The organism is Curtobacterium sp. VKM Ac-2884, assembly GCF_015350945.1.
Taxonomy (GTDB): Bacteria; Actinomycetota; Actinomycetes; order Actinomycetales; family Microbacteriaceae; genus Curtobacterium.
Genome location: NZ_JADKSA010000003.1, coordinates 576,264 through 594,540 on the forward strand (window position 1 = coordinate 576,264; position 18,277 = coordinate 594,540).

14 protein-coding genes and 1 other RNA gene are annotated in these 18,277 nt (G+C 70.7%); 7 read left to right on the plus strand and 8 right to left on the minus strand.

Going from position 1 to position 18,277, the window contains the following annotated elements; all coding sequences use genetic code 11:
* Positions 1-8: 8 nt before the first annotated feature.
* The gene (locus tag ITJ60_RS11020) at positions 9-1,517 is read right to left on the minus strand and encodes an MFS transporter (RefSeq protein ID WP_194647929.1); all 1,509 of its coding nucleotides are present in this window, start codon (positions 1,515-1,517) and stop codon (positions 9-11) included.
* A 487-nt stretch (positions 1,518-2,004) separates the two neighbouring features.
* On the opposite strand from ITJ60_RS11020, the gene ITJ60_RS11025 reads away from it, so the two are divergent.
* The 5 genes from ITJ60_RS11025 (at position 2,005) to ITJ60_RS11040 (ending at position 8,605) form a co-directional block, all read left to right on the plus strand.
* Positions 2,005-4,701, plus strand: a complete 2,697-nt coding sequence (locus ITJ60_RS11025) for a helix-turn-helix transcriptional regulator (protein ID WP_194647930.1) — start codon at positions 2,005-2,007, stop codon at positions 4,699-4,701.
* Between the two features lie 424 nt (positions 4,702-5,125).
* Complete coding sequence (gene glmS, locus ITJ60_RS11030; RefSeq protein ID WP_194647931.1) at positions 5,126-6,940, plus strand: glutamine--fructose-6-phosphate transaminase (isomerizing); 1,815 nt, start codon at positions 5,126-5,128, stop codon at positions 6,938-6,940.
* Entirely contained in the window at positions 6,940-7,053 is a 114-nt protein-coding gene (locus ITJ60_RS19160) for a Rax2 family protein (RefSeq protein ID WP_240347339.1), read from the plus strand. Before glmS ends, ITJ60_RS19160 begins: the two co-directional genes overlap by 1 nt.
* Before the next feature lie 134 nt (positions 7,054-7,187).
* Positions 7,188-7,901 (plus strand): M50 family metallopeptidase, encoded by a 714-nt coding sequence (locus tag ITJ60_RS11035; protein WP_194647932.1) that lies wholly within the window; start codon positions 7,188-7,190, stop codon positions 7,899-7,901.
* A gap of 170 nt (positions 7,902-8,071) precedes the next feature.
* Positions 8,072-8,605, plus strand: coding sequence for an NUDIX hydrolase (locus ITJ60_RS11040; protein WP_323749154.1), 534 nt, complete (start codon positions 8,072-8,074; stop codon positions 8,603-8,605).
* 91 nt (positions 8,606-8,696) lie between these two features.
* On the opposite strand, the gene ITJ60_RS11045 is transcribed toward ITJ60_RS11040, so the two are convergent.
* Positions 8,697-9,959, minus strand: coding sequence for an amidohydrolase family protein (locus ITJ60_RS11045; protein ID WP_194647934.1), 1,263 nt, complete (start codon positions 9,957-9,959; stop codon positions 8,697-8,699).
* A gap of 135 nt (positions 9,960-10,094) precedes the next feature.
* Between ITJ60_RS11045 and ITJ60_RS11050 the strand changes: the two genes are divergently transcribed.
* Together ITJ60_RS11050 and ITJ60_RS11055 are read left to right on the plus strand one after the other, a co-directional pair.
* Positions 10,095-11,492, plus strand: a complete 1,398-nt coding sequence (locus tag ITJ60_RS11050) for an O-acetylhomoserine aminocarboxypropyltransferase/cysteine synthase family protein (RefSeq protein ID WP_194647935.1) — start codon at positions 10,095-10,097, stop codon at positions 11,490-11,492.
* 3 nt (positions 11,493-11,495) lie between these two features.
* On the plus strand, positions 11,496-12,803 hold the full coding sequence (locus ITJ60_RS11055; protein WP_194647936.1) for an LLM class flavin-dependent oxidoreductase: 1,308 nt from the start codon (positions 11,496-11,498) through the stop codon (positions 12,801-12,803).
* Here the strand turns inward: ITJ60_RS11055 and ITJ60_RS11060 are convergent.
* The 6 genes from ITJ60_RS11060 to ftsE form a co-directional block, all read right to left on the minus strand.
* On the minus strand, positions 12,800-14,467 hold the full coding sequence (locus ITJ60_RS11060; protein WP_323749155.1) for an APC family permease: 1,668 nt from the start codon (positions 14,465-14,467) through the stop codon (positions 12,800-12,802). The two genes, ITJ60_RS11055 and ITJ60_RS11060, sit on opposite strands and share 4 nt — an antisense overlap.
* 129 nt (positions 14,468-14,596) lie before the next feature.
* Positions 14,597-15,406: a hypothetical protein gene (locus ITJ60_RS11065; RefSeq protein ID WP_194647937.1), complete on the minus strand. Its 810-nt coding sequence runs from the start codon at positions 15,404-15,406 to the stop codon at positions 14,597-14,599.
* A 160-nt stretch (positions 15,407-15,566) separates the two neighbouring features.
* Positions 15,567-15,943, minus strand: a transfer-messenger RNA (tmRNA) gene (gene ssrA, locus ITJ60_RS11070).
* Between the two features lie 101 nt (positions 15,944-16,044).
* A complete protein-coding gene (gene smpB / locus ITJ60_RS11075; protein ID WP_123294782.1) occupies positions 16,045-16,521 on the minus strand; it encodes an SsrA-binding protein SmpB in 477 nt (158 codons plus the stop codon).
* An 89-nt stretch (positions 16,522-16,610) separates the two neighbouring features.
* On the minus strand, positions 16,611-17,525 hold the full coding sequence (gene ftsX, locus ITJ60_RS11080; protein WP_111086440.1) for a permease-like cell division protein FtsX: 915 nt from the start codon (positions 17,523-17,525) through the stop codon (positions 16,611-16,613).
* A complete protein-coding gene (ftsE, locus tag ITJ60_RS11085) occupies positions 17,522-18,277 on the minus strand; it encodes a cell division ATP-binding protein FtsE (RefSeq protein ID WP_111086441.1) in 756 nt (251 codons plus the stop codon). Before ftsE ends, ftsX begins: the two co-directional genes overlap by 4 nt.

The window sequence follows — 18,277 nt, forward strand, 5'->3', positions numbered from 1 at the left end:
CCGCCGCCTCACGCCGCCGCCTCACGCCGTGCAGCACGCCGCCGCACCACCAGGTCCCCGACCGCCAGCACGAGCGCGAGGGCCATCAGCGACACCGTGAACGTCGTGCCGCTCCGGAACGCGTCGTGGTACGCGTCGAGCCGACTCCCGCCGGCGAAGCCGCCGGAACCACCGGAACCGCCCGAACCCGCGGCGGCACCCCGCACGATCCCGTAGAAGATGCTCGTCGCCACCGCGGTCCCGATCGCGGTCCCGACGCGCTGCCCGAGCTGCTGCATCGACCCGGCGACCCCGGACTGCTCCACCGGGATCTCGGCCAGGGTGAGCGTCTGGTTCGGCGACACGACGAACCCCCCGCCGAGCCCGCCGACCAGGAACGCCCCGGCCATCGCCCACGGCGTGACCTCCGGCGGGGTCAGCACCGCGGCGAGCATGAGGAGCACGAAGCCGACGACGACCATGAACAGCCCGAAGACCACCAGTGCCCGTCCGACCCGGTCGACGATCCGTCCGCCGATGTAGGACCCCACGGCGCTCGTGGCCGCGAACGGGATGCTCACCATGCCGGCGAACAGCGGTGACAGCCCGAGCCCCTCCTGCAGGAACAGCGTCACCATCAGGAAGGACGCCGGGATCGCCGCGAAGTAGACGGCCACGATCGACAGCCCGTTGCGGTACGACGACAGCCGGAACAGCTCGAAGTGCACCACCGGTGACTTGCCCTGCTGCTTGTACCGGACCTCCCAGAGCACGAACAGGCCGAGGAACACGACGAAGGCGATCAGCCAGAGCCACCGGGCACCGGAGTCGCCGGCACCCGTGGTGAGCACGAACGGCAGCATCAGCGTGATGATGGCGGCGCCGAGCAGCAGGATGCCGACGATGTCCAGCTCGCGGTCCTTCGCCTGGCCCTGCGCCCCCTTGGGCAGCAGCCGCATCGCGAAGAACAGCGCGACGAGTCCGAGCGGCACGTTCATCCAGAACAGCAGCCGCCACCCGTTCTCCTCACCACCGATCGCGATGAGGCCACCGCCGATCGTCGGGCCGAGTGCCGTCGAGATGCCGATCATGGCGCCGAACAGCCCGAAGGCCCGTCCGCGCTCCGGGCCCCGGAACAACTGCTGCACGAGCCCGATCACCTGCGGCATCTGGGTGCCGGCGGCGAAGCCCTGCAGGATCCGCGTGACCATGAGCACCTCGATGGTCGGCGCCACGGCGCAGAGCAGGCTCGACACGGTGAACGCCACGAGTCCGATGATGAACAGGGCACGGCGGCTCTTCAGGTCGCCGAGCCGACCGGCGGGCACGAGGGCGAGGCCGAACGCCAGCGCGTACCCCGCCACGATGAGCTGCAGCGACGAACTGGTGGCGTCGAGGGACTTCTCGATCGACGGCAGCCCGACGTTCACCTTCGACAGGTCGAGGATCGTCAGGGCGGCCACCGCGACGCACACGGCGAAGGCCCTCCAACGCGTGCGGTCGTCGAGGCGGGCGTCGGTCGGGTCAGCGCTGGACATCACCATCGTTCGTACACCGACCGGCCTCCGGGCGGGCGAGACCCACCCCCCGGGTGGGTGACACCCCCTCGCCGTGGCCCCCCGGACTGGGGGCACCGTCGCCGGATACGCGGTGCGCGGGGCGGCTCAGATGGCCAGGACCTGAGTTATCGTGCTCGTACGGAAGGTCACGCAAGCACCTGGATTCCCTAGATCCGAGTGCACGTGCGCAGCCGACCGTGTTCGTCCGAAGACCCTAACCCGAGGGGTGATACAGACGATGACATCATCGTTCCCGAGCGGAACCGAGTGCACCCTCACTCGTCGACCGCATTCAATCCACGACAGCTCTGGCGCGCGCGCAGTCGCCGCCATCCGTCCGTACTCCGACACGGCCACCCACCGTGCAGCAGTCCGGTCCGCCTCACGGCGCCCCGTCGCAGCGTTCGCAGCGTTCGCCGACGACCTCTCCGCAGGATCCGCTTCCGGGCCCGGAGGCCGGTGAGTCATGGCACTCACCGGTCGACGTCTCGAGGTCGACCGGATCGCGACCCTCGCTGTACTCCCTCGGGAGTCCGCGATGGTCGTGGTCGGCGACCCTGGTTCCGGACGCAGCAGCGTCCTCGACGCGGTCTCGAACCGCGTTTCCCTCCCCGTCGTGCGGGTCGGTGTCAACGGGAGTGAATCCCGTTGGCCGCTGGCCGGCGTGACCTCCTTGTTCACCGCGCTCGACGACCCCCGTGCGACGGCCCACATCGCCCATCTCCTGCAGACGGGTGAGACGGCGGTCCCCGTGACCGCCGGACTGGCGGCGGCGCACGACTTCCTCGACGCCGTGCACGCCCTCACCCTGCCGCCGACGCTCGTGCTGATCGACGACCTCGACCGCATGGACGTCGAGAGCCAGGAGCTCATCGCGTTCCTCGCCGGCCGACTCGCAGGCACCGCCCTGCGCGTCGTGGCGACGGTCCGTTCGGTGCCGTCGGACGGTCCGCTCGCGGCCCTGCCGGCGCTCCGCATCGAGCCGCTGCCGTCCGACGAGGCACTCGTCCTCGCCCGGACCATGGCACCGGAAGAAGCGAACGACGGTGTCCTCGCCGTCCTCGCCGCGGAGACCGGTGGCAACCCCGGCGCGCTCCGCGAACAACTCGCGGTGCTCAGCCGCGAGCAGCTCACCGGCGCGGAGCCGATCGTGCTCCCGCTCCGACCCACTCCGACGACCGAGGCCCTCGCAGCCCTCGCACTCGGGTCCGCCGCGGGACGAGATCTGGACGTCCTCGCGAAACTCGCCCTGGTGCCGGTCGCGAAGACCACGGCCTGGGACCGCGACGAGTTGGACGACCTGGTCGGAGCAGGCCTCGCCACCGTGCGGGGCCAGAGCGTGACGGTCCGCGACCCCCTGGTCCGGTCCGCGCTGTACTGGCGGATGCCCGCCCGTGACCGCCGCGCGGCGCACGCCGCGCTGGCCACGGCGAGCACCGAGTCCGACCCGCGGGCCGCCGCGTGGCACCGGAGCTTCGTCGACGACGTCCCCGACGTGGTCGCGTTGCTCGGCGCCGCACGGTCGTACGTGGTGGACGGCAACGTGCACGCCGCGATCGCCCTCACCGAGCGTGCCCTGCACGTCGGTGGCGGCACCGAGGACGAGCTCGTCGCGCTGCTCGGGGTCGCTGAGGCCCTGCTCGGCAACCGGCTGCTCGGCTTCGCCGCGCGGTACCTCGCCGCGCTCCGTCCGTTCCGGACGACGGCGCACGAGGTCCGCCGGCTGCGCCTGCAGTACTCGGCGCAGTACCTCAGTGGCGACGCGGTGCACGCGGACGAACTCCTCGTGTCGGTGGACGCGACCGAGCCGGCCGACGTGGACGCGGTCGCCGGGCTGATGGCCATGGTGGCGTGCTTCCGTGCCGAGGCGTGGGAGCTCGACCAGGCGAAGGACCTGCTGCACCGCGTCGAGCCCCTCGAGGCGTCGGCGTCTCCGCACACGTTGGAGATCACGACGACCGCGCGGGAGCTCATCGCCGCGATCGACGGCACCCTGCCGTCGGACACCGACCTGCACGACGGACTCGCGACGTCGGTGCTGCTGGCGATGTCCGACCCGGCCCTGCTGCTCCTCGCCCACGCGCTGAGCATCGCCGAGCGGTACCGGAGCGCGCGTCGGGTGTTCGCACTCGTCCTCGCCCGTGGCCCGCAGACGGCGCCGGTCTGGACCGAGGCAGCCCGCTACCTGACCGCCGAGAACGAGGTGCGCTCCGGGAACTTCCGGCAGGCGCTCCGCGCGATCGACGTGTGGGAGGCCGGCTCCTCGGTGGTCGAACGGCTCCGTGAGCCGTCGCGGGCCATCGCGATCGCCTGGCGGCACTTCGCCGAGGGGCGCTCCGCCGATGCCCTGGCGGTCGTGGACCGGTGCCTCGAGCACCGTTCGACGAGCCGCTTGTGGGGTGCGACGGCGAAGCTGCACGCGCTCCGCGGTCGGGTCCTGCTGCTCGACGGCCGGCTGGAGGAGGCAGCCGCCGCACTCGAAGCGGCGGACGCCATCGGCCGGTCCCTGCGGAACCCCGCGGTGCTCCGGCACCTCGGCGACCTGGTCGAGGCGTACGCACGCCTCGGACGGATCGACGACGCCCGCACCATCACCGCGCGGCTCGCTGCGGACCACCACGCCCGACCGGGTCGCTGGGGTGCGCTCGTGCTGGCGAGGAGCCTCGCGCTCGTCGCCGACGACACCACCCGGGACACCGCCCGTCGCCGCGCGTTGGAGCTGTTCCAGCCGCACGACTCGCAGTTCGAGCGGGCACGGACGTTCGCGGCCCTCGCGACGGTCGGCAACCCCGCCGAGCGTCCGCGGCTCGGTGCAGCAGCAGCGGCGGCGTACGAAGCGGCCGGCATGCGCCGTCCCCTCGTCACCCCCGCACCGGCAGCGGCCATGCCGCCGTTCGGCACGGGGCCGTCGCTCCGGTCCGCACCGGTGCTGTCCGCGTCGATGCCGGGGACGCCCCGGAGCGCTCCGGACGCCTCCGCGGTGCTCACCTCGCTCACGGCCGAGGAGCGCGCCGTGGTGCAGAAGGTGACGGAGGGCTACCGCAACCGCGAGATCGCGTCGTCGCTGTTCATGTCGCAGCGCACGGTGGAGCTGCGGCTCACCCAGATCTACCGCAAGGTGGGCGCGCGGTCGCGCTCCCACCTGGTCGCGCTGCTCACGTAGTCGACGCGGGCACGAGGCGGACGGGAGGCCCGGTACCAGCTGGTACCGGGCCTCCCGTCCGCCTTTTCCCTGTCCAGAACGCGGCGTGCGTTGCGCGCGCGTTGCGGGAGTCCGCACGCGACCGCACCGCGGCGTCCCCCGCACGCGGGGAACCGCAAGAGCAGTCGACGACTGTTGCCGTGGCGGCGTCGCCGGGTGAGGCTTCTCATGCACCGACCGCCGTGCCCCTCCCCAGGGGCCAGACCGCGGTACCCCGTCCGGTACCCGAACCTCGTGGCCCACCCACTCCGTCGTCCGTCCTCGCCTGATCCGAGGACGGGCGCCGGTCAGGACCGCGAGGGCCCGGACGCGCGGCAGACCCGACGGCGGTCGGTGCCGAACCCCCGCTCCACTCCCCCTCCCCGTTCCCCCGAAGGGACAGCCGATGTGCGGCATCATCGCGGCCCGCGTGTCTGACGACGCGACGCCCTACCTGCTCGACGGACTCGAACGACTCGAGTACCGCGGCTACGACTCCGCCGGCATCGCCGTCCGGACCGCCACCGGACGCACCGAGACGATCCGCTCGGTCTCCCGGGTCGGGGACCTGCGCACGCTCGTCGCCGCCCGGTCCGGCGACGCCCTGACCGGCGTCGGCATCGGCCACACCCGCTGGGCCACGCACGGTGCCGTGCGCGAGGCGAACGCCCACCCGCACGCCGACTGCTCGCGCCGGATCAGCATCGTGCACAACGGCATCATCGAGAACGCCGACCGCCTGCGCGACATGCTCACGGCGCAGGGCCACCGGTTCCGCTCCGAGGTCGACTCCGAGGTCATCGCGCACCTCGTCGAGCGCGCCCTGGCCGTCGACCCGGACCTGATGCTCGCCGTGCAGATCGCGACCGCGCAGCTCGAGGGGTCGTGGGCGATCGTCGTCCTCGACGCCCGCGACGGCCGGATGGTCGTGGCCGCGGACCGCTCCCCGCTCGTCGTCGCCCGGTCCGCCCGCGGCGACTTCGTGGCGAGCGACATCGGTGCGATCGCCGAGTGGTGCGAGACCTTCGTGGCGCTCCGCGACGGTGATGTCGTCGAGCTCGGCGAGGCCTGGACCTGGTCGTCGAACGGGATCACCGTGCCCGTTCCGTTCCCCACCCCGTCGCCGTTCGCCGCCACCGCGCTGGACCTCGGCGACCACCCCGACCACATGGCGAAGGAGATCGGCGAGCAGGCCGACGTCGTCAGCACGATCCTGGACCGGATCGCCCGCCGCACCGCGGACGGCAGCATGTGGGTCGGCCTCGGGCTGCCCGCCTTCCAGCGCCTGGCGATCGTCGCCTGCGGCACCTCGCTCAACGCCGGCCAGGTGATCGCCACCGCGCTGCGCGGCATCGGCGGCGTCCCCACCGACATCGTCGTCGCCAGTGAGGCCGACCAGGCCGTCCTCGGCCCCGACACCCTCGTCGTCGCGATCAGCCAGTCCGGCGAGACCGCCGACGTCCTCCGCGCGCTCGACCGCTTCGAGGACCGCCACCCGGTGCTCGCGCTGACGAACAACGTGCACTCCTCGCTGGCCCGTCGCGCCGACGCCGTGCTCGACTGCCACGCCGGTCCGGAGATCGGCGTCGCCGCGACGAAGACGTTCACCGCGCAGGTCGTCGTCGGGGTCGCCGCGGTGATCTCCGCACTCGTGGCGTCCGGCCGCATCGAGGTCGCACGTGCCCACGCGCTCGTCGACGAACTGCTCGACCTGCCGGCGCGCATCGAGCACGCGACGCAGGTGTCCGCCGACCGGATGCCGCTCCTGGTGTCGAGCGTGAAGGAGGCCACCGGCTTCCTGTTCCTCGGCCGCGGTGCCGGGCTGCCGTACGCCGCCGAGGGCGCACTCAAGCTCAAGGAGCTCAGCTACCGCTGGGCCGAGGCGTACCCCGCGGGCGAGCTGAAGCACGGTCCGCTCGCACTCGTCGACGAGGGCACCCCCGTCGTCGTGATCGACCACGGCGAGCCGAAGATCCAGTCGGCGATCGCCGAGGTCCGGGCACGCGGCGGGTTCGTCATCACCATCGGCGGCGAGGGGTCGGACATCCCGGCGCTCGGCAGCCGCGGCACCGGCGGACTCGCCTGGGGCGCCATGGCGGCGCCGTGGGGTCCGCTCGAGGCCGTCGTGCCGCTGCAGATGCTCGCCCGCGAACTCGCACTGCAGCTCGGCTGCGACGTCGACAAGCCGCGCAACCTGGCGAAGTCGGTGACGGTCGAGTGATGCGCGGTCGGATGAACCACCTGACGACGTTCCTGGTCGTGCTCACGGCGTTCGCGATCGCCATGACGACGGTGCTCGTCGTCGTGGTGGCCGGGCCGACCGTCCTGGGCTGACCCCGGCGCGCGCGGGTCGGGCGCCGACTCGGAACGACACCCTCGATGTCGGACGACGTCGAGGGTGTCGTTCCACATCGTCGTCGCCGCCGGGTCTCGGGCAGTTCGCGGGACACGGCTGCGATGCTGGTCCCTTGACCACCGCAGCCCCGCCCCTCGTGTTCGTCGCACTCGTCGTCGGCGCGCTCCTGCCGTTCCTGCCGCTCGTCGGACGCGTCGCCCGGATCGCCGCGACCATCGCCCACGAGGTCGGGCACTGCATCGTCGTCGTCCCGTTCGGCGGCCGCATCCAGCGCATCGACCTGCACCCGGACGGCTCCGGCGAGGCCTGGGTCCAGCTCGGCCGGGTCCCCAGCGGCATCCGCTGGCTCGTCCGGATCCTCAACCTCTACGCCGGGTACAGCGCGCCGCTCTGGGCCGGGGTGCTGCTGGTCACCGGGGTGCTGCACGGCTCGCGGTGGCTGCCCGTCGCCGTGCTCGGTGTGATCGGGCTCGTGGCGCTGGTGTTCGTGCGGAACTGGTTCGGGCTGCTCGTCGTGCTCGGCTTCGACGTCCTGGCGCTGTGGGTGGCGCTGCGTCCGTCCGAGGTCACGGTGCTCGTGGTCGCCGCCGTCGGGGCGTTCTTCGTCGTCGACGGACTGCGGTCGGTCGTGCAGGTCGCACGGTGGCTGCTCACCGGCGCCCGCGTGCAGACCGACTTCCACATCGCCGCAGCCGAGATGCGGGTGCCGGCCGGGGTCTGGTTCGTGCTGTTCGTGCTGGTGAACGGCCTCGCGGTGTGGCTCGCACGGGTCCCGCTGCTCGAGGTCTGGGACACCGTGGTTGCGGGCGTGCGCGCACTCTTCTGACGGCCTGCCGTGGTCGACGCGGAACGACGCCCTCGATGTCGTACGACGTCGACCTCGTCGTTCCGCGTCGTCGCCACCCACCGCGTCGTCGCCACCCACCGCGTCGCCGCCACCCACCGCGTCGCTGCCACCCACCGCGTCCCCCTCATCACACCTGGGAGGATGGTGCGGTGCTGCTCGACACCGCCACCACCGCCCTCGCCACCGCTGACGATCGGCACCGCGATGCGTTCGCCGCGTTCGTCGCCGCCCGAGGGGATGCCTCCCTGTGGCGTGACGGCGGCCCGGACCACCTCACCGCGTCGTGCTTCGTGTTCTCACCCGACCTGGCCCGGGTGCTGCTGTGCCTGCACCGCAAGGGCGGCTTCTGGGTGCAGTTCGGCGGGCACCTCGAGCCGTCGGATGTCTCGTTGGCCGACGCCGCTCGTCGCGAGGCCCGCGAGGAGTCCGGCATCACCGACCTCGAGCTCGTCGACGACCGCATCGCGGACCTGGACCGGCACGAGCTCGGCGGCGGGTTCGCCTGCGCGGCGCACTGGGACGTCGGCTTCGTCGCCCTCGCCGACCCGTCGGTGGTGACGGCGGTCAGCGATGAGAGCGACGACGTCCGCTGGTTCGTGCTCGACGCCCTGCCGGCCGAGATCCCGCCGGGGCTGCCCGGCCGGCTGTCGGCGGCCGTCGCATCGGTCGGTTACCGCGGCTGACGCCTCGCTCGTCGTGGTCGCACCACGTCCGCGACGATCCACGCGGTGATCGACTCGTGGATCGTCGAAAACTCCGTGCGCAACCCCGCGCCTACTCCCAGGGGCGTTGCGCGAGCTCGGCGGGGTCGAACACCCGGCCACCGGCGACCACGAGTGACCGCGGCACCCGCCGCACCAGGGCATCCATCGGGTTCTCAGCGTCGAGCAGCACCACGTCGGCACGCGCCCCCGTCACCAGGTCGTGCGCCTCGTCGGTGACGAACCGGGCACCGTCGCGCGTGGCGAGCTCCACCACGCGGGTCAGGTCCGCGTCCCGCACCACACCGCCGGCCCGCGCGTACTGCCACGCGATGCCGAGCAGGTCGCCGTCACCGTAGGGGCTCCACAGGTCGCGGATGCCGTCGGTGCCGAAGCCGAACCGCACGCCGGCGTCGTCGAACTCGTGCAGGGGAAGCTGCCGCATCCGCACCGGGGCGACGGTGGTCATCGTGACGCCGAGCGACGCCATCCGGGCGAGCAGGTCGCGGCGACGCACGGGGTCGACGTCGACGATGGCGAATCCGTGGGCGATGTTCACCAGGCCGGGTGCGATGCCGAGCCGCTCCACCCGGTCGAGCACCAGGTCGAACGCGAACGCACCGAGCTCGGCGGGCTCGTGCAGGTGGATGTCGATGCCGCACCCGGTGTCGGCGGCGATGGCGAACAGGCCGTCGAGCTGCCCGACCGGGTCGCGGTCGATGAGCGACGGGTCGAGCCCGCCGATGTGGTCCGCTCCGGCCGTCGCCGCCTGCCGCAGCAGGTCGAGCACACCGGGCCGCCGGAGCACGCCGTCCTGCGGGAAGGCGACGATCGACACCTCGACCGCACCGTCGAGCGCGTCAGCCGCACCACGCACGGCGTCGATCCCCCGCAGCCCGACGCCGAGGTCGACGTCGACGTGTGTGCGGACCCGGGTGGTGCCGGTGCGCAGCCCCTCGCGCAGCACCCGCGTGGCGACGGGTTCGCTCGGGATCCCGAGGGCGTCACGCCGAGCCCGCTCGTGCGCGATGCGCCCCTGCGTGCCGGGCTCGCCGCCGTACGACTCCCACTCGTGCCCCCACCAGCTCTTGTCGACGTGGGCGTGCGTGTTGACGAACCCCGGCAGCGCGAGCTGGCCGCGCCCGTCGACGACCCGAGCACCGGCATCGGTACCGGCACCGGCACCGGCATCGGCACCGGCACCGTCCGCGACGCCGTCGCCCGCTCCGGTCGCGGTGACCGAGACGATGCGGCCTTCCGCCACCCGGATGTCCGACCGTGCACCGCCCCACGGACGGACATCGCGGATGATCAGGGTCGCTTCGTCGGTCGCCATGTCCCCATCGTGGCAGCCGCCACAGCTCCGCCGCGACCCCACCGCACCCCGGTTCCGCGTAACGGAACGCCGCAATCGCCTGTCCACGCAGCGAAGGCTGCGAGGCTACCGCCAGACGACTCCCGGAGGTGTCCCATGGCGAACGACGATCACGGTTTCTCGACCGAACAGGTGCACGGCGGCTTCGTGCCCGACGCAGGGCACGGCGCACGGATCCCGGCCATCCACATGTCCTCCGGCTTCCTCTTCGACGACTTCGAGCAGGCGCGCGACCGCTTCGCCGGCACCGAGGACGGCTACACCTACACCCGCCTCGGCAACCCGACGAACGCCGACGTCGAGCGCCGCGTCGCCCTGCTCGAGCGGGGCGTCGAGGCGATCCTGGTCGGCAGCGGCCAGGCGGCGGCCACCATCGCGTTCCTCGGCCTCCTGCAGGCGGGCGACCACGTCGTCGCCGCCCGCAGCATCTACGAGGGCACCAAGGGGCTGCTCGTGCAGAACCTCGGCCGCCTCGGCATCGAGGTCGACTTCGTCGCCGACCAGCGCGACCTCGACGAGTGGGCACGGCTCGTCCGACCGAACACGAAGGCGTTCTTCGCCGAGACGATCCCGAACCCGAAGAACGACGTCCTCGACATCACCGGCGTCGCCGACACCGCGCACCGTGCCGGGGTCCCCCTGATCGTGGACAACACCCTGGCGACGCCGTACCTGGTCCGCCCGGTCGAGCACGGCGCCGACATCGTCATCCACTCGGCATCGAAGTTCCTGTCCGGCCACGGCGCGGGCCTGGGTGGCGTCGTCGTCGACGGCGGCACGTTCGACTGGTCCGCCTCCCCCGAGCGCTGGCAGCACCTCACCAGCCCGGAGCGGTCGCTCGGCGGCGACAGCTACGTCGAGCGCTACGGCAACCGGGCCTTCGTCGTCTTCGCGCGTGACGTCGTCGCCTCGCGCATCGGCCCGACCCCGTCGCCGTTCAACGCGTTCCTGATCCGTCAGGGCATCGAGACGCTGAGCCTGCGCGTGGAACGCCACAGCGCGAACGCGCTGGCGGTGGCGCAGTGGTTGGAAGCACAGCCGGAGGTGACGAGCGTCGACCACGCGGGTCTGGCCTCCAGTCCGTTCCACGACCTCGCCCAGCGCTACCTGCCGCGCGGTGCCGGTTCCGTCTTCGCGTTCACGCTGGCGGGCGGCGAAGCCGCCGCACACACCTTCATCGACAGCGTCCAGCTGTTCAGCCGGATGACCCACCTGGGCGACGTCCGCTCGCTGATCCTGCACCCCGCGACGACGACGCACGCCGGCAAGACCGCCGCGGAGCGCGCCGACCAGGGCATCGACGACGGCCTGATCCGGCTGTCGGTCGGCATCGAGGACGTCGCGGACCTGCTCCGCGACCTGGAACGCGGGTTCGCCGCGTTGCGTTCCGCAGACGGCGATGATGACCGGGAGGCCCGTGGTGCGTCCGACGCGGAGCGCGCGTCCCTGGAACACTCGGTCCCGGGCACGCACGTGATCTCGGAGGAGCTCTAGACGATGGCACGACCGCAACACTTCGGGTACTTCTTCTCGCGCGGGTTCGGCCCGCAGGCGTGGGGGCGCTCGGACTGGGACTGGGGCCACGACTGGACCAAGCCCGACCTGTACCAGCAGTCCGTCCGCACGCTCGAGCAGGCCGGCATGGACCTGGTGATCGCCGAGGACGCCATCTCGCTCGGCAACCCGTCGACGCTCGACCTGCGCATCCGCCAGGCGTACGGCGGCCCGAAGCACGACCCCCTGCTGCTCGCGCCGTACCTGTTCGCGGCGACCTCGCACATCGGCATCGCGCCGACCGTGAACGCCGGGTTCACGCCGCCGTACCTGGCCGCGCGACAGTTCGCCACGCTGGCACACCTGTCCTCCGAGCGACTCGGCATCAACGTCGTGACCGACGTCGGCAGTGCCCGGCACGCCGGTCTGCCACCACTGCCGCACGACCAGGCGTACGACCGTGCCGAGGAGTGGATCACGCTGCTCCGCCGGCTCTGGCACTCGTGGGGATCGTCCGGGTACGTCGGGGATCCCTCCGACTGGCGCTTCGCCGACGGCGACGCGCTCGACGCGTTCCACCACGAGGGCGCGTACTTCACCGCCGACGGCCCGCTCAACGCGCTGCCGCTCGACTCGGACCCGGTGGTCGTCTCCCCCGGTGGCTCCGGTCGGGGCCTCGCGTTCGCCGGCACCCACTCGGACGTGCAACTCGCGCTCGCACCGCTGTCGGCCGCCGCGGTGGCGGACTACCGCGGTCGCGTGATCGCCGCAGCGCAGGCCGCCGGACGCTCGGCCGCCGACCTGCGGATCCTGTTCGTCCTCAAGCCCGAGATCGTCTCGTCGTCCGACGAGGCCGACCGGATCGTCGAGGCGTCCCGGCACCCGTCCGACGACGATCTGCGGACCGCCGCGATCGCGTGGTCGAGCGACTCCGAGACGGACCTGCTCGCGCTCGACCTCGATGCTCCCGTGCCGGACGGGACCTTCGGCGACCACGTCTCCGCCGGCACGATCCGCGGGCTGCTCGGCGACACCCCGGACGCCCCGCTGCGCGCGCTCCTGGAGCGCAAGGCCCGCAAGGGGCGGGTGTCCTCGCGCGAGGGCTTCGTCGGGACCGCCGACGAGTTCGCGGACTTCATCGAGGAGCTCGGGTCGGACGCCGACAACGACGGCATCATCTTCTCGGGCGACCTGCACCCGGCGCAGATCCACCGGATGTTCGGCGACCTGGTGCCGGTGCTCCGGCGCCGTGGGCTCCTGCGGCGGGAGTACGGCGCCGGGGGCATCCGGGCGAACCTGTTCGACTTCTAGTGGTGGACCGGCTCGACCACGCCTGATTCCTCGACGTCACGGACGTCGTCGGCCGTGCGGAGGATCTCCGCACGGTCCGAGGCGGAGTTGATCGCCCAGTAGTAGATCACCAGCGAGAACACCGCGACGACGACGATGTCGATCCACAGCGGGAACACCGGGCGCGTCAGCGGGCCGAAGTCGCTGAGGAACACGATGAGCCCCATGCCGATCAGGTAGGGCAGCAGCCACTGCGCCGCCTTCCAGTCCCAGCGCGGCCGGACGCTGGACGCACCGCGGAACACGTTGTTCAGGATGATCACAACGGCACCGATGAGGATCGCGACACCGAGCTTCCAGTCGGTGTCCCACCCGGTCCACAGGATGATGAGGTTCGCGACGATGAACGCGATCGGCGACAGCACCGCGGCGGCGGGCATCCGGTAGGGGCGCTCGATCTCCGGGATCCGCTTCCGGAACGCACCGAGCGCCAACGGGGCGCCGGCGTACATCAGGACCGACGCGCTCGTGATGAGGCTCACCAGCCCCTGCCACGAGGGGAACGGTGCGAAGCACGCGCAGCCGACGACGAACGCCGTGACGAGCCCGACCCACGGCACACCCTGCTTCGTCGTCCACTCGAACGCCTTCGGGAAGTACCCGTTGCGACTGAGTCCGTAGGAGATGCGGCTCGTCGCCGTCACGTAGATCAGGCCGGTGCCCGCCGGCGAGATGATCGCGTCGATGAAGATGACCACCGCCAGCCACGTGAGGCCCGCGGCCATCGCGATGTCGGCGAACGGCCCCGTGTACTTCGTGAAGTCGGCGGTGGCCCAGGACCCCTGGATCGCATCCGACCGGAGCACCCCGAGGAACACGACCTGCAGCAGCAGGTAGATCACCAGCCCGATGAGCACCGAGCCGATGACGGCGCGTGGGATGTCCCGTCGCGGGTTCTTCGCCTCACCCGCGAGCTGGTCTGCCTGCTCGAAGCCGAGGAAGGCGAAGATGATGCCGGAGGTGGACACGGCAGCCAGGACCCCCTTGGCGCCCTCGGGCATGAAGCCGTCGGCCGCCGTGAAGTTCGAGCCGTGGAACCCGCTGAACGCCAGCACGATGATGACCAGCAGCGGGATGGCGACCTTCCACCACGTCGCCGCCGAGTTCGTGTTCGCGAGGATCCGGACGCTGAGCAGGTTGATCACGGTGACCACAGCCATGAGGACGACGGCGACCGCGATGCCAGCGCCGGTGAGCAGCTGCTGCGTCTCCCCGTCCACCGTCGTGGTGTGCAGCCACGGGTGCGCGAACTGCCAGTGCTGCGCGTACTTGATCATCGCCTCGACCTCGATCGGGGCGACGGTCACGGACTGCAACCAGGAGAACCAGCCGAACGACGCACCGGCGATGCCCCCGAACGCGATGTGCGGGAACCGCGCCGTTCCGCCGGCGATCGGGAACATGCCGCCGAGTTCGGCGTGCACGAGGGCGAGGACGAGGATCGCCACACCACCGATGAGCCAGGAGATGATCGCGGCCGGGCCCGCGGTCTTCAGGGCCTCCTGCGACCCGAAGAGCCATCCGGAGCCGATGATCGACCCCGTCGAGGCCCAGATGAGCCCGATGAAGCCCACGTTCCGCTTGAGGCCGGAGTCCGGCAACGCCGGCGTCGTCGTTGTAGCCACTGCTGCTCCCGTCGAGTGAGCCCGCCCCACGAACGGGGGTCGCGCTCATCGACTCTGGCACCGGGACAGCGGCTTGGTCGGATTCTGTAACATGCCGGAAACAATTGTGCTGTATAAGCACTCAGGCTGCTACTTCTTGGACTTCTTCTTCTTGCCGTCGTCCTTCTTGTCCGACTTCTTCTTGTCGGACTTCTTCTTGTCGGACTTCTTCTTGCCGTGGTCCTTCTTCTTGGACGGCTTCTTGTCGTCCTTCTTCTGCTTCTTGCCGTCGCTCTTCTGCTGCTTCGGCTTCGCTTCCCCCGAGGGCAGCGGCAGGGCCGGGGCCAGCTCCGGCGACTCGACCCCGTCGATCGGCTCGACCACCACGGCGGAACCCGTGTCGAGCGCGACGTCGACCGCGTGTTCCTCGAGCACGGGGGCGAGCGCGTCCGTCACCCGCTCGACGGTGAGCACGGCGTCGTCCTCGGCGAGCCGCAGCAGCGCCTGCGCCGTGCGGACCCGAGTGGTCGTCTTCCGGGCGAGCACGTCGGCGCGCGCGCCCTCGAGGAACGTGCGGAGTGTGCGCTCGACGACCGACCGCCCACGCGGTGCAGCGCGGTCCAGGCGGTCCAACTCACCGGCGACCCCGGCCACGTCATCGGCGACGTGCTCGTGCCGCACCGACTCGATCAGCGCGGCGATCGCTGCGGCACCCCGCTCGACAGCAGCCGAACGCTGGTCGAGCACGACGAGCATCTCGACGACCGAACCGTAGGTGACGGTCTCGAGGCGCACGGGCTCGGCACCCCGGCCGCGGACGACCAGGCGGGCGTCGGGCGTGGGAAGCCAGGCAGCGAGGGCAGCGACCGTCGCGACGGACCCCACGATCCGCTCGTAGTCGGCGAGCACCACTCGCTCCTGCTCGCGCAGACGGACTCGGATCGCGATCTCCTGCACCACGTGGGGGCCTTCCGTTCGGGGTCGGCGCGGGCGTTTCCCTGCGCCTCCTCCGGAGCGTAGTCCCCTGACGTGGCGAGACAGCGAACGCCCCGGCATCGTCCAGGGACGGTGACGGGGCGTTCGTGCAACACGTGGTGACAGCGGCTCGACGACCGGCGAATGGTGGAGATGGGGGGAATCGAACCCCCGTCCATCGCTGCAATTCGACGTCTTCTACGGGCGTATCCGGATAGTTCGTTCTGCTCGGCCCCGTCCTTTGCTACCGGCTTCTAGGACGACGGGCCCAGTCTCAGTGCAAGTCCCGCACGGCCCTGAGGCGCAACCGTGCAGCAAGTCCTCTGGATGACGCCGGGATCAGGTTAGGGGACGGTCACCTGGCCGACGGACTTCATGTGCTGGGCTGCTTACGCAGCGAGAGCGAAGTCAGTGCGCTTGGAATTGGCACTTGTTGTTTTCCACGGATCGTTCGCGAGATAACCGTGGGTCCTCGGCCCGCTTCCCGTCGGCACACAGGCAATGTCGAAACCGATCATCCCCATGCGGGCCGGACGTGCGAGCCGCTGTCACGCTGTTGAGTTGTGTTTCGACTGCTCCGATCGGACCAGTCCCTCAGTCTAGCTGACCGAGGTACGAGGCCGCTACTCGCCGACGCGGTTCTTCGTGCGCATGGCCCGCTCGGCCTCACGCTTGTCGGTCTTCTCCCGCATGGCCTGACGCTTGTCGAACTCGCGCTTGCCCTTGGCGACCGCGATCTCGATCTTCGCTCGGCCGTCGTGGAAGTAGATCTGCAGCGGCACGAGGGTGTAGCCACCCTGGGCCGTCTTGTGCGAGATCTTCACGATCTGCTGCTTGTGGAGGAGCAGCTTGCGCTTGCGCCGAGGTGCGTGGTTGTTCCACGTGCCCTCGGTGTACTCGGGGATGTGCACGGCATCGATCCAGGCTTCGCCCCGGTCGATGTAGGCGTACCCGTCGACCAACGAGGCGCGTCCCATTCGCAGGGACTTCACCTCGGTGCCGGACAGGACCATGCCGGCCTCGTACGTGTCCTCGATGAGGTAGTCGTGTCGGGCGCGACGGTTCGTCGCGACGATCTTCTCACCGCGTTCCTTCGCCATGACGACTCCTCTCGTTCCGGGCACTGCACTGCGCAGCCCTACAGACTACCCAACAGCAGGCGCCTCACGCACCTTCCCGGCGCGGCGGATCAGACCTTGAGGTAGCGGCGGATGGCGATCGACGCCGACACCGCGGCGAGCAACACCCCGATGACGATCACCGACGGCACCACGATGGCCGCATCCCCCATGCCGATGAACGCTGTGCCGGTGAAGCGCTCGGCCAGGAAGTTCCGGACGAAGAACCACACCACCGCGGTGATGGCGCCACCCGCCAGGACGGCTCCGATGGCGGCGGCGATCACCCCCTCGAGCACGAACGGCGTCTGGATGAACCGGTTCGACGCACCGACCAGCCGCATGATGCCGAGCTCTCGTCTGCGACTGAAGGCGGACAACCGGATCGTGGTCGCGATGAGGAGCACGGCGGCGACGAGCATCAGCGCCGCGATGCCGATCGCCGTGTACGACGACGCGTTGAGCAGGTTGAAGATCGGTTGCAGGTAGCCGCGTTGGTCGACGACGCTCTGCACACCGGCGACCTTCGACAGGCTCTCGACGAGGACGTCGGCCTGCGACGGGTTCTTCAGGTTCACCCAGAAGGTCTCGTTGAGGTACTCGGGCTTGACGAACTCGGTCGCCGCGGAGTCCTTGAACTGCTCCTTGAAGCGGGTGAACGCCTGGTCCTGGTCCTCGTAGTACGTCTTCTCGATGTACGGCTTGAGCGTGGACGACTCGAGCTGGGCCTGGACCTGCTTCCGCTGGTCCTCGGTGGCCTTGGCACCCGTGCAGTTGCCGGTGGTGTCGGTGTCGGTGCACAGGTAGACGGCGACCTGCGCCCGGTCGTACCAGTACCCCTTCATCTGGTTGATCTGCATCTGGAGCAGGATCGCGGTCCCGACGAAGGTGAGCGAGATGAAGGTCACGAGGACGACGGAGACGACCATCGACGCGTTGCGCCGCAGGCCCGAGCCGACCTCGGACATGACGAGCCCGAGCCTCATCGGATGAGCCCCGGGATGGTCTGGATGCCGGTGGTGTTCGACACGGTGCCGCGCTGGATCGGGACCGCCTGGGTCTGGTAGCCGCCGGACTGCTCGTCACGGAGGACCGTGCCGTTCGACAGCTCGATGACCCGACGCTGCATCTGGTTCACGATGCTGGCGTCGTGGGTCGCCATGAGCACGGTGGTGCCTCCCTGGTTGATGCGTTCGAGGAGCGCCATGATGCCGGCGGACGTGGTGGGGTCCAGGTTGCCGGTGGGCTCGTCGGCCAGCAGGATCGCCGGCTTGTTGACGACGGCGCGGGCGATCGCCACGCGCTGCTGCTCACCACCGGAGAGCTCGTGCGGCATGCGGGTCGCCTTGCCCGCGAGTCCGACGAGCTTCAGCACGTCCGTGACGGCCTCGCTGATGAAGCCCTTGCTCTTGCCGATCACCTGCAGCGAGAACGCGACGTTGTCGAAGACGTTCTTGTTGGGCAGGAGTCGGAAGTCCTGGAACACGACGCCGAGGTTGCGCCGGAAGTACGGGACCTTCCGCGACGCCAGGGACCCGAGGCGCTGCCCGAGCACGTGGATCTGGCCGCGGGAGGGCTTCTCCTCCTTGAGCACGAGGCGCAGGAAGCTGGACTTGCCGGAACCCGAGGCGCCCACGAGGAACACGAACTCGCCCTTGAGGATCTCGAGGGTGAGGTTGTCGAGCGCCGGACTCGGGTTGCCCGAGTAGACCTTGGTGACCTGGTCGAATTTGATCAT

What these genes read in the sequence shown, in the direction of transcription:
- ITJ60_RS11055 (WP_194647936.1), top strand. Translation starts at nt 11,496, where the DNA reads ATGGCACGACCGCAACACTTCGGGTACTTCTTCTCGCGCGGGTTCGGC.
- glmS (WP_194647931.1), top strand. Translation starts at nt 5,126, where the DNA reads ATGTGCGGCATCATCGCGGCCCGCGTGTCTGACGACGCGACGCCCTAC.
- ITJ60_RS11020 (WP_194647929.1), bottom strand. Translation starts at nt 1,517, where the DNA reads ATGTCCAGCGCTGACCCGACCGACGCCCGCCTCGACGACCGCACGCGT.
- ITJ60_RS11050 (WP_194647935.1), top strand. Translation starts at nt 10,095, where the DNA reads ATGGCGAACGACGATCACGGTTTCTCGACCGAACAGGTGCACGGCGGC.
- ftsE (WP_111086441.1), bottom strand. Translation starts at nt 18,277, where the DNA reads ATGATCAAATTCGACCAGGTCACCAAGGTCTACTCGGGCAACCCGAGT.
- smpB (WP_123294782.1), bottom strand. Translation starts at nt 16,521, where the DNA reads ATGGCGAAGGAACGCGGTGAGAAGATCGTCGCGACGAACCGTCGCGCC.
- ITJ60_RS19160 (WP_240347339.1), top strand. Translation starts at nt 6,940, where the DNA reads ATGCGCGGTCGGATGAACCACCTGACGACGTTCCTGGTCGTGCTCACG.
- ITJ60_RS11045 (WP_194647934.1), bottom strand. Translation starts at nt 9,959, where the DNA reads ATGGCGACCGACGAAGCGACCCTGATCATCCGCGATGTCCGTCCGTGG.
- ftsX (WP_111086440.1), bottom strand. Translation starts at nt 17,525, where the DNA reads ATGAGGCTCGGGCTCGTCATGTCCGAGGTCGGCTCGGGCCTGCGGCGC.
- ITJ60_RS11025 (WP_194647930.1), top strand. Translation starts at nt 2,005, where the DNA reads ATGGCACTCACCGGTCGACGTCTCGAGGTCGACCGGATCGCGACCCTC.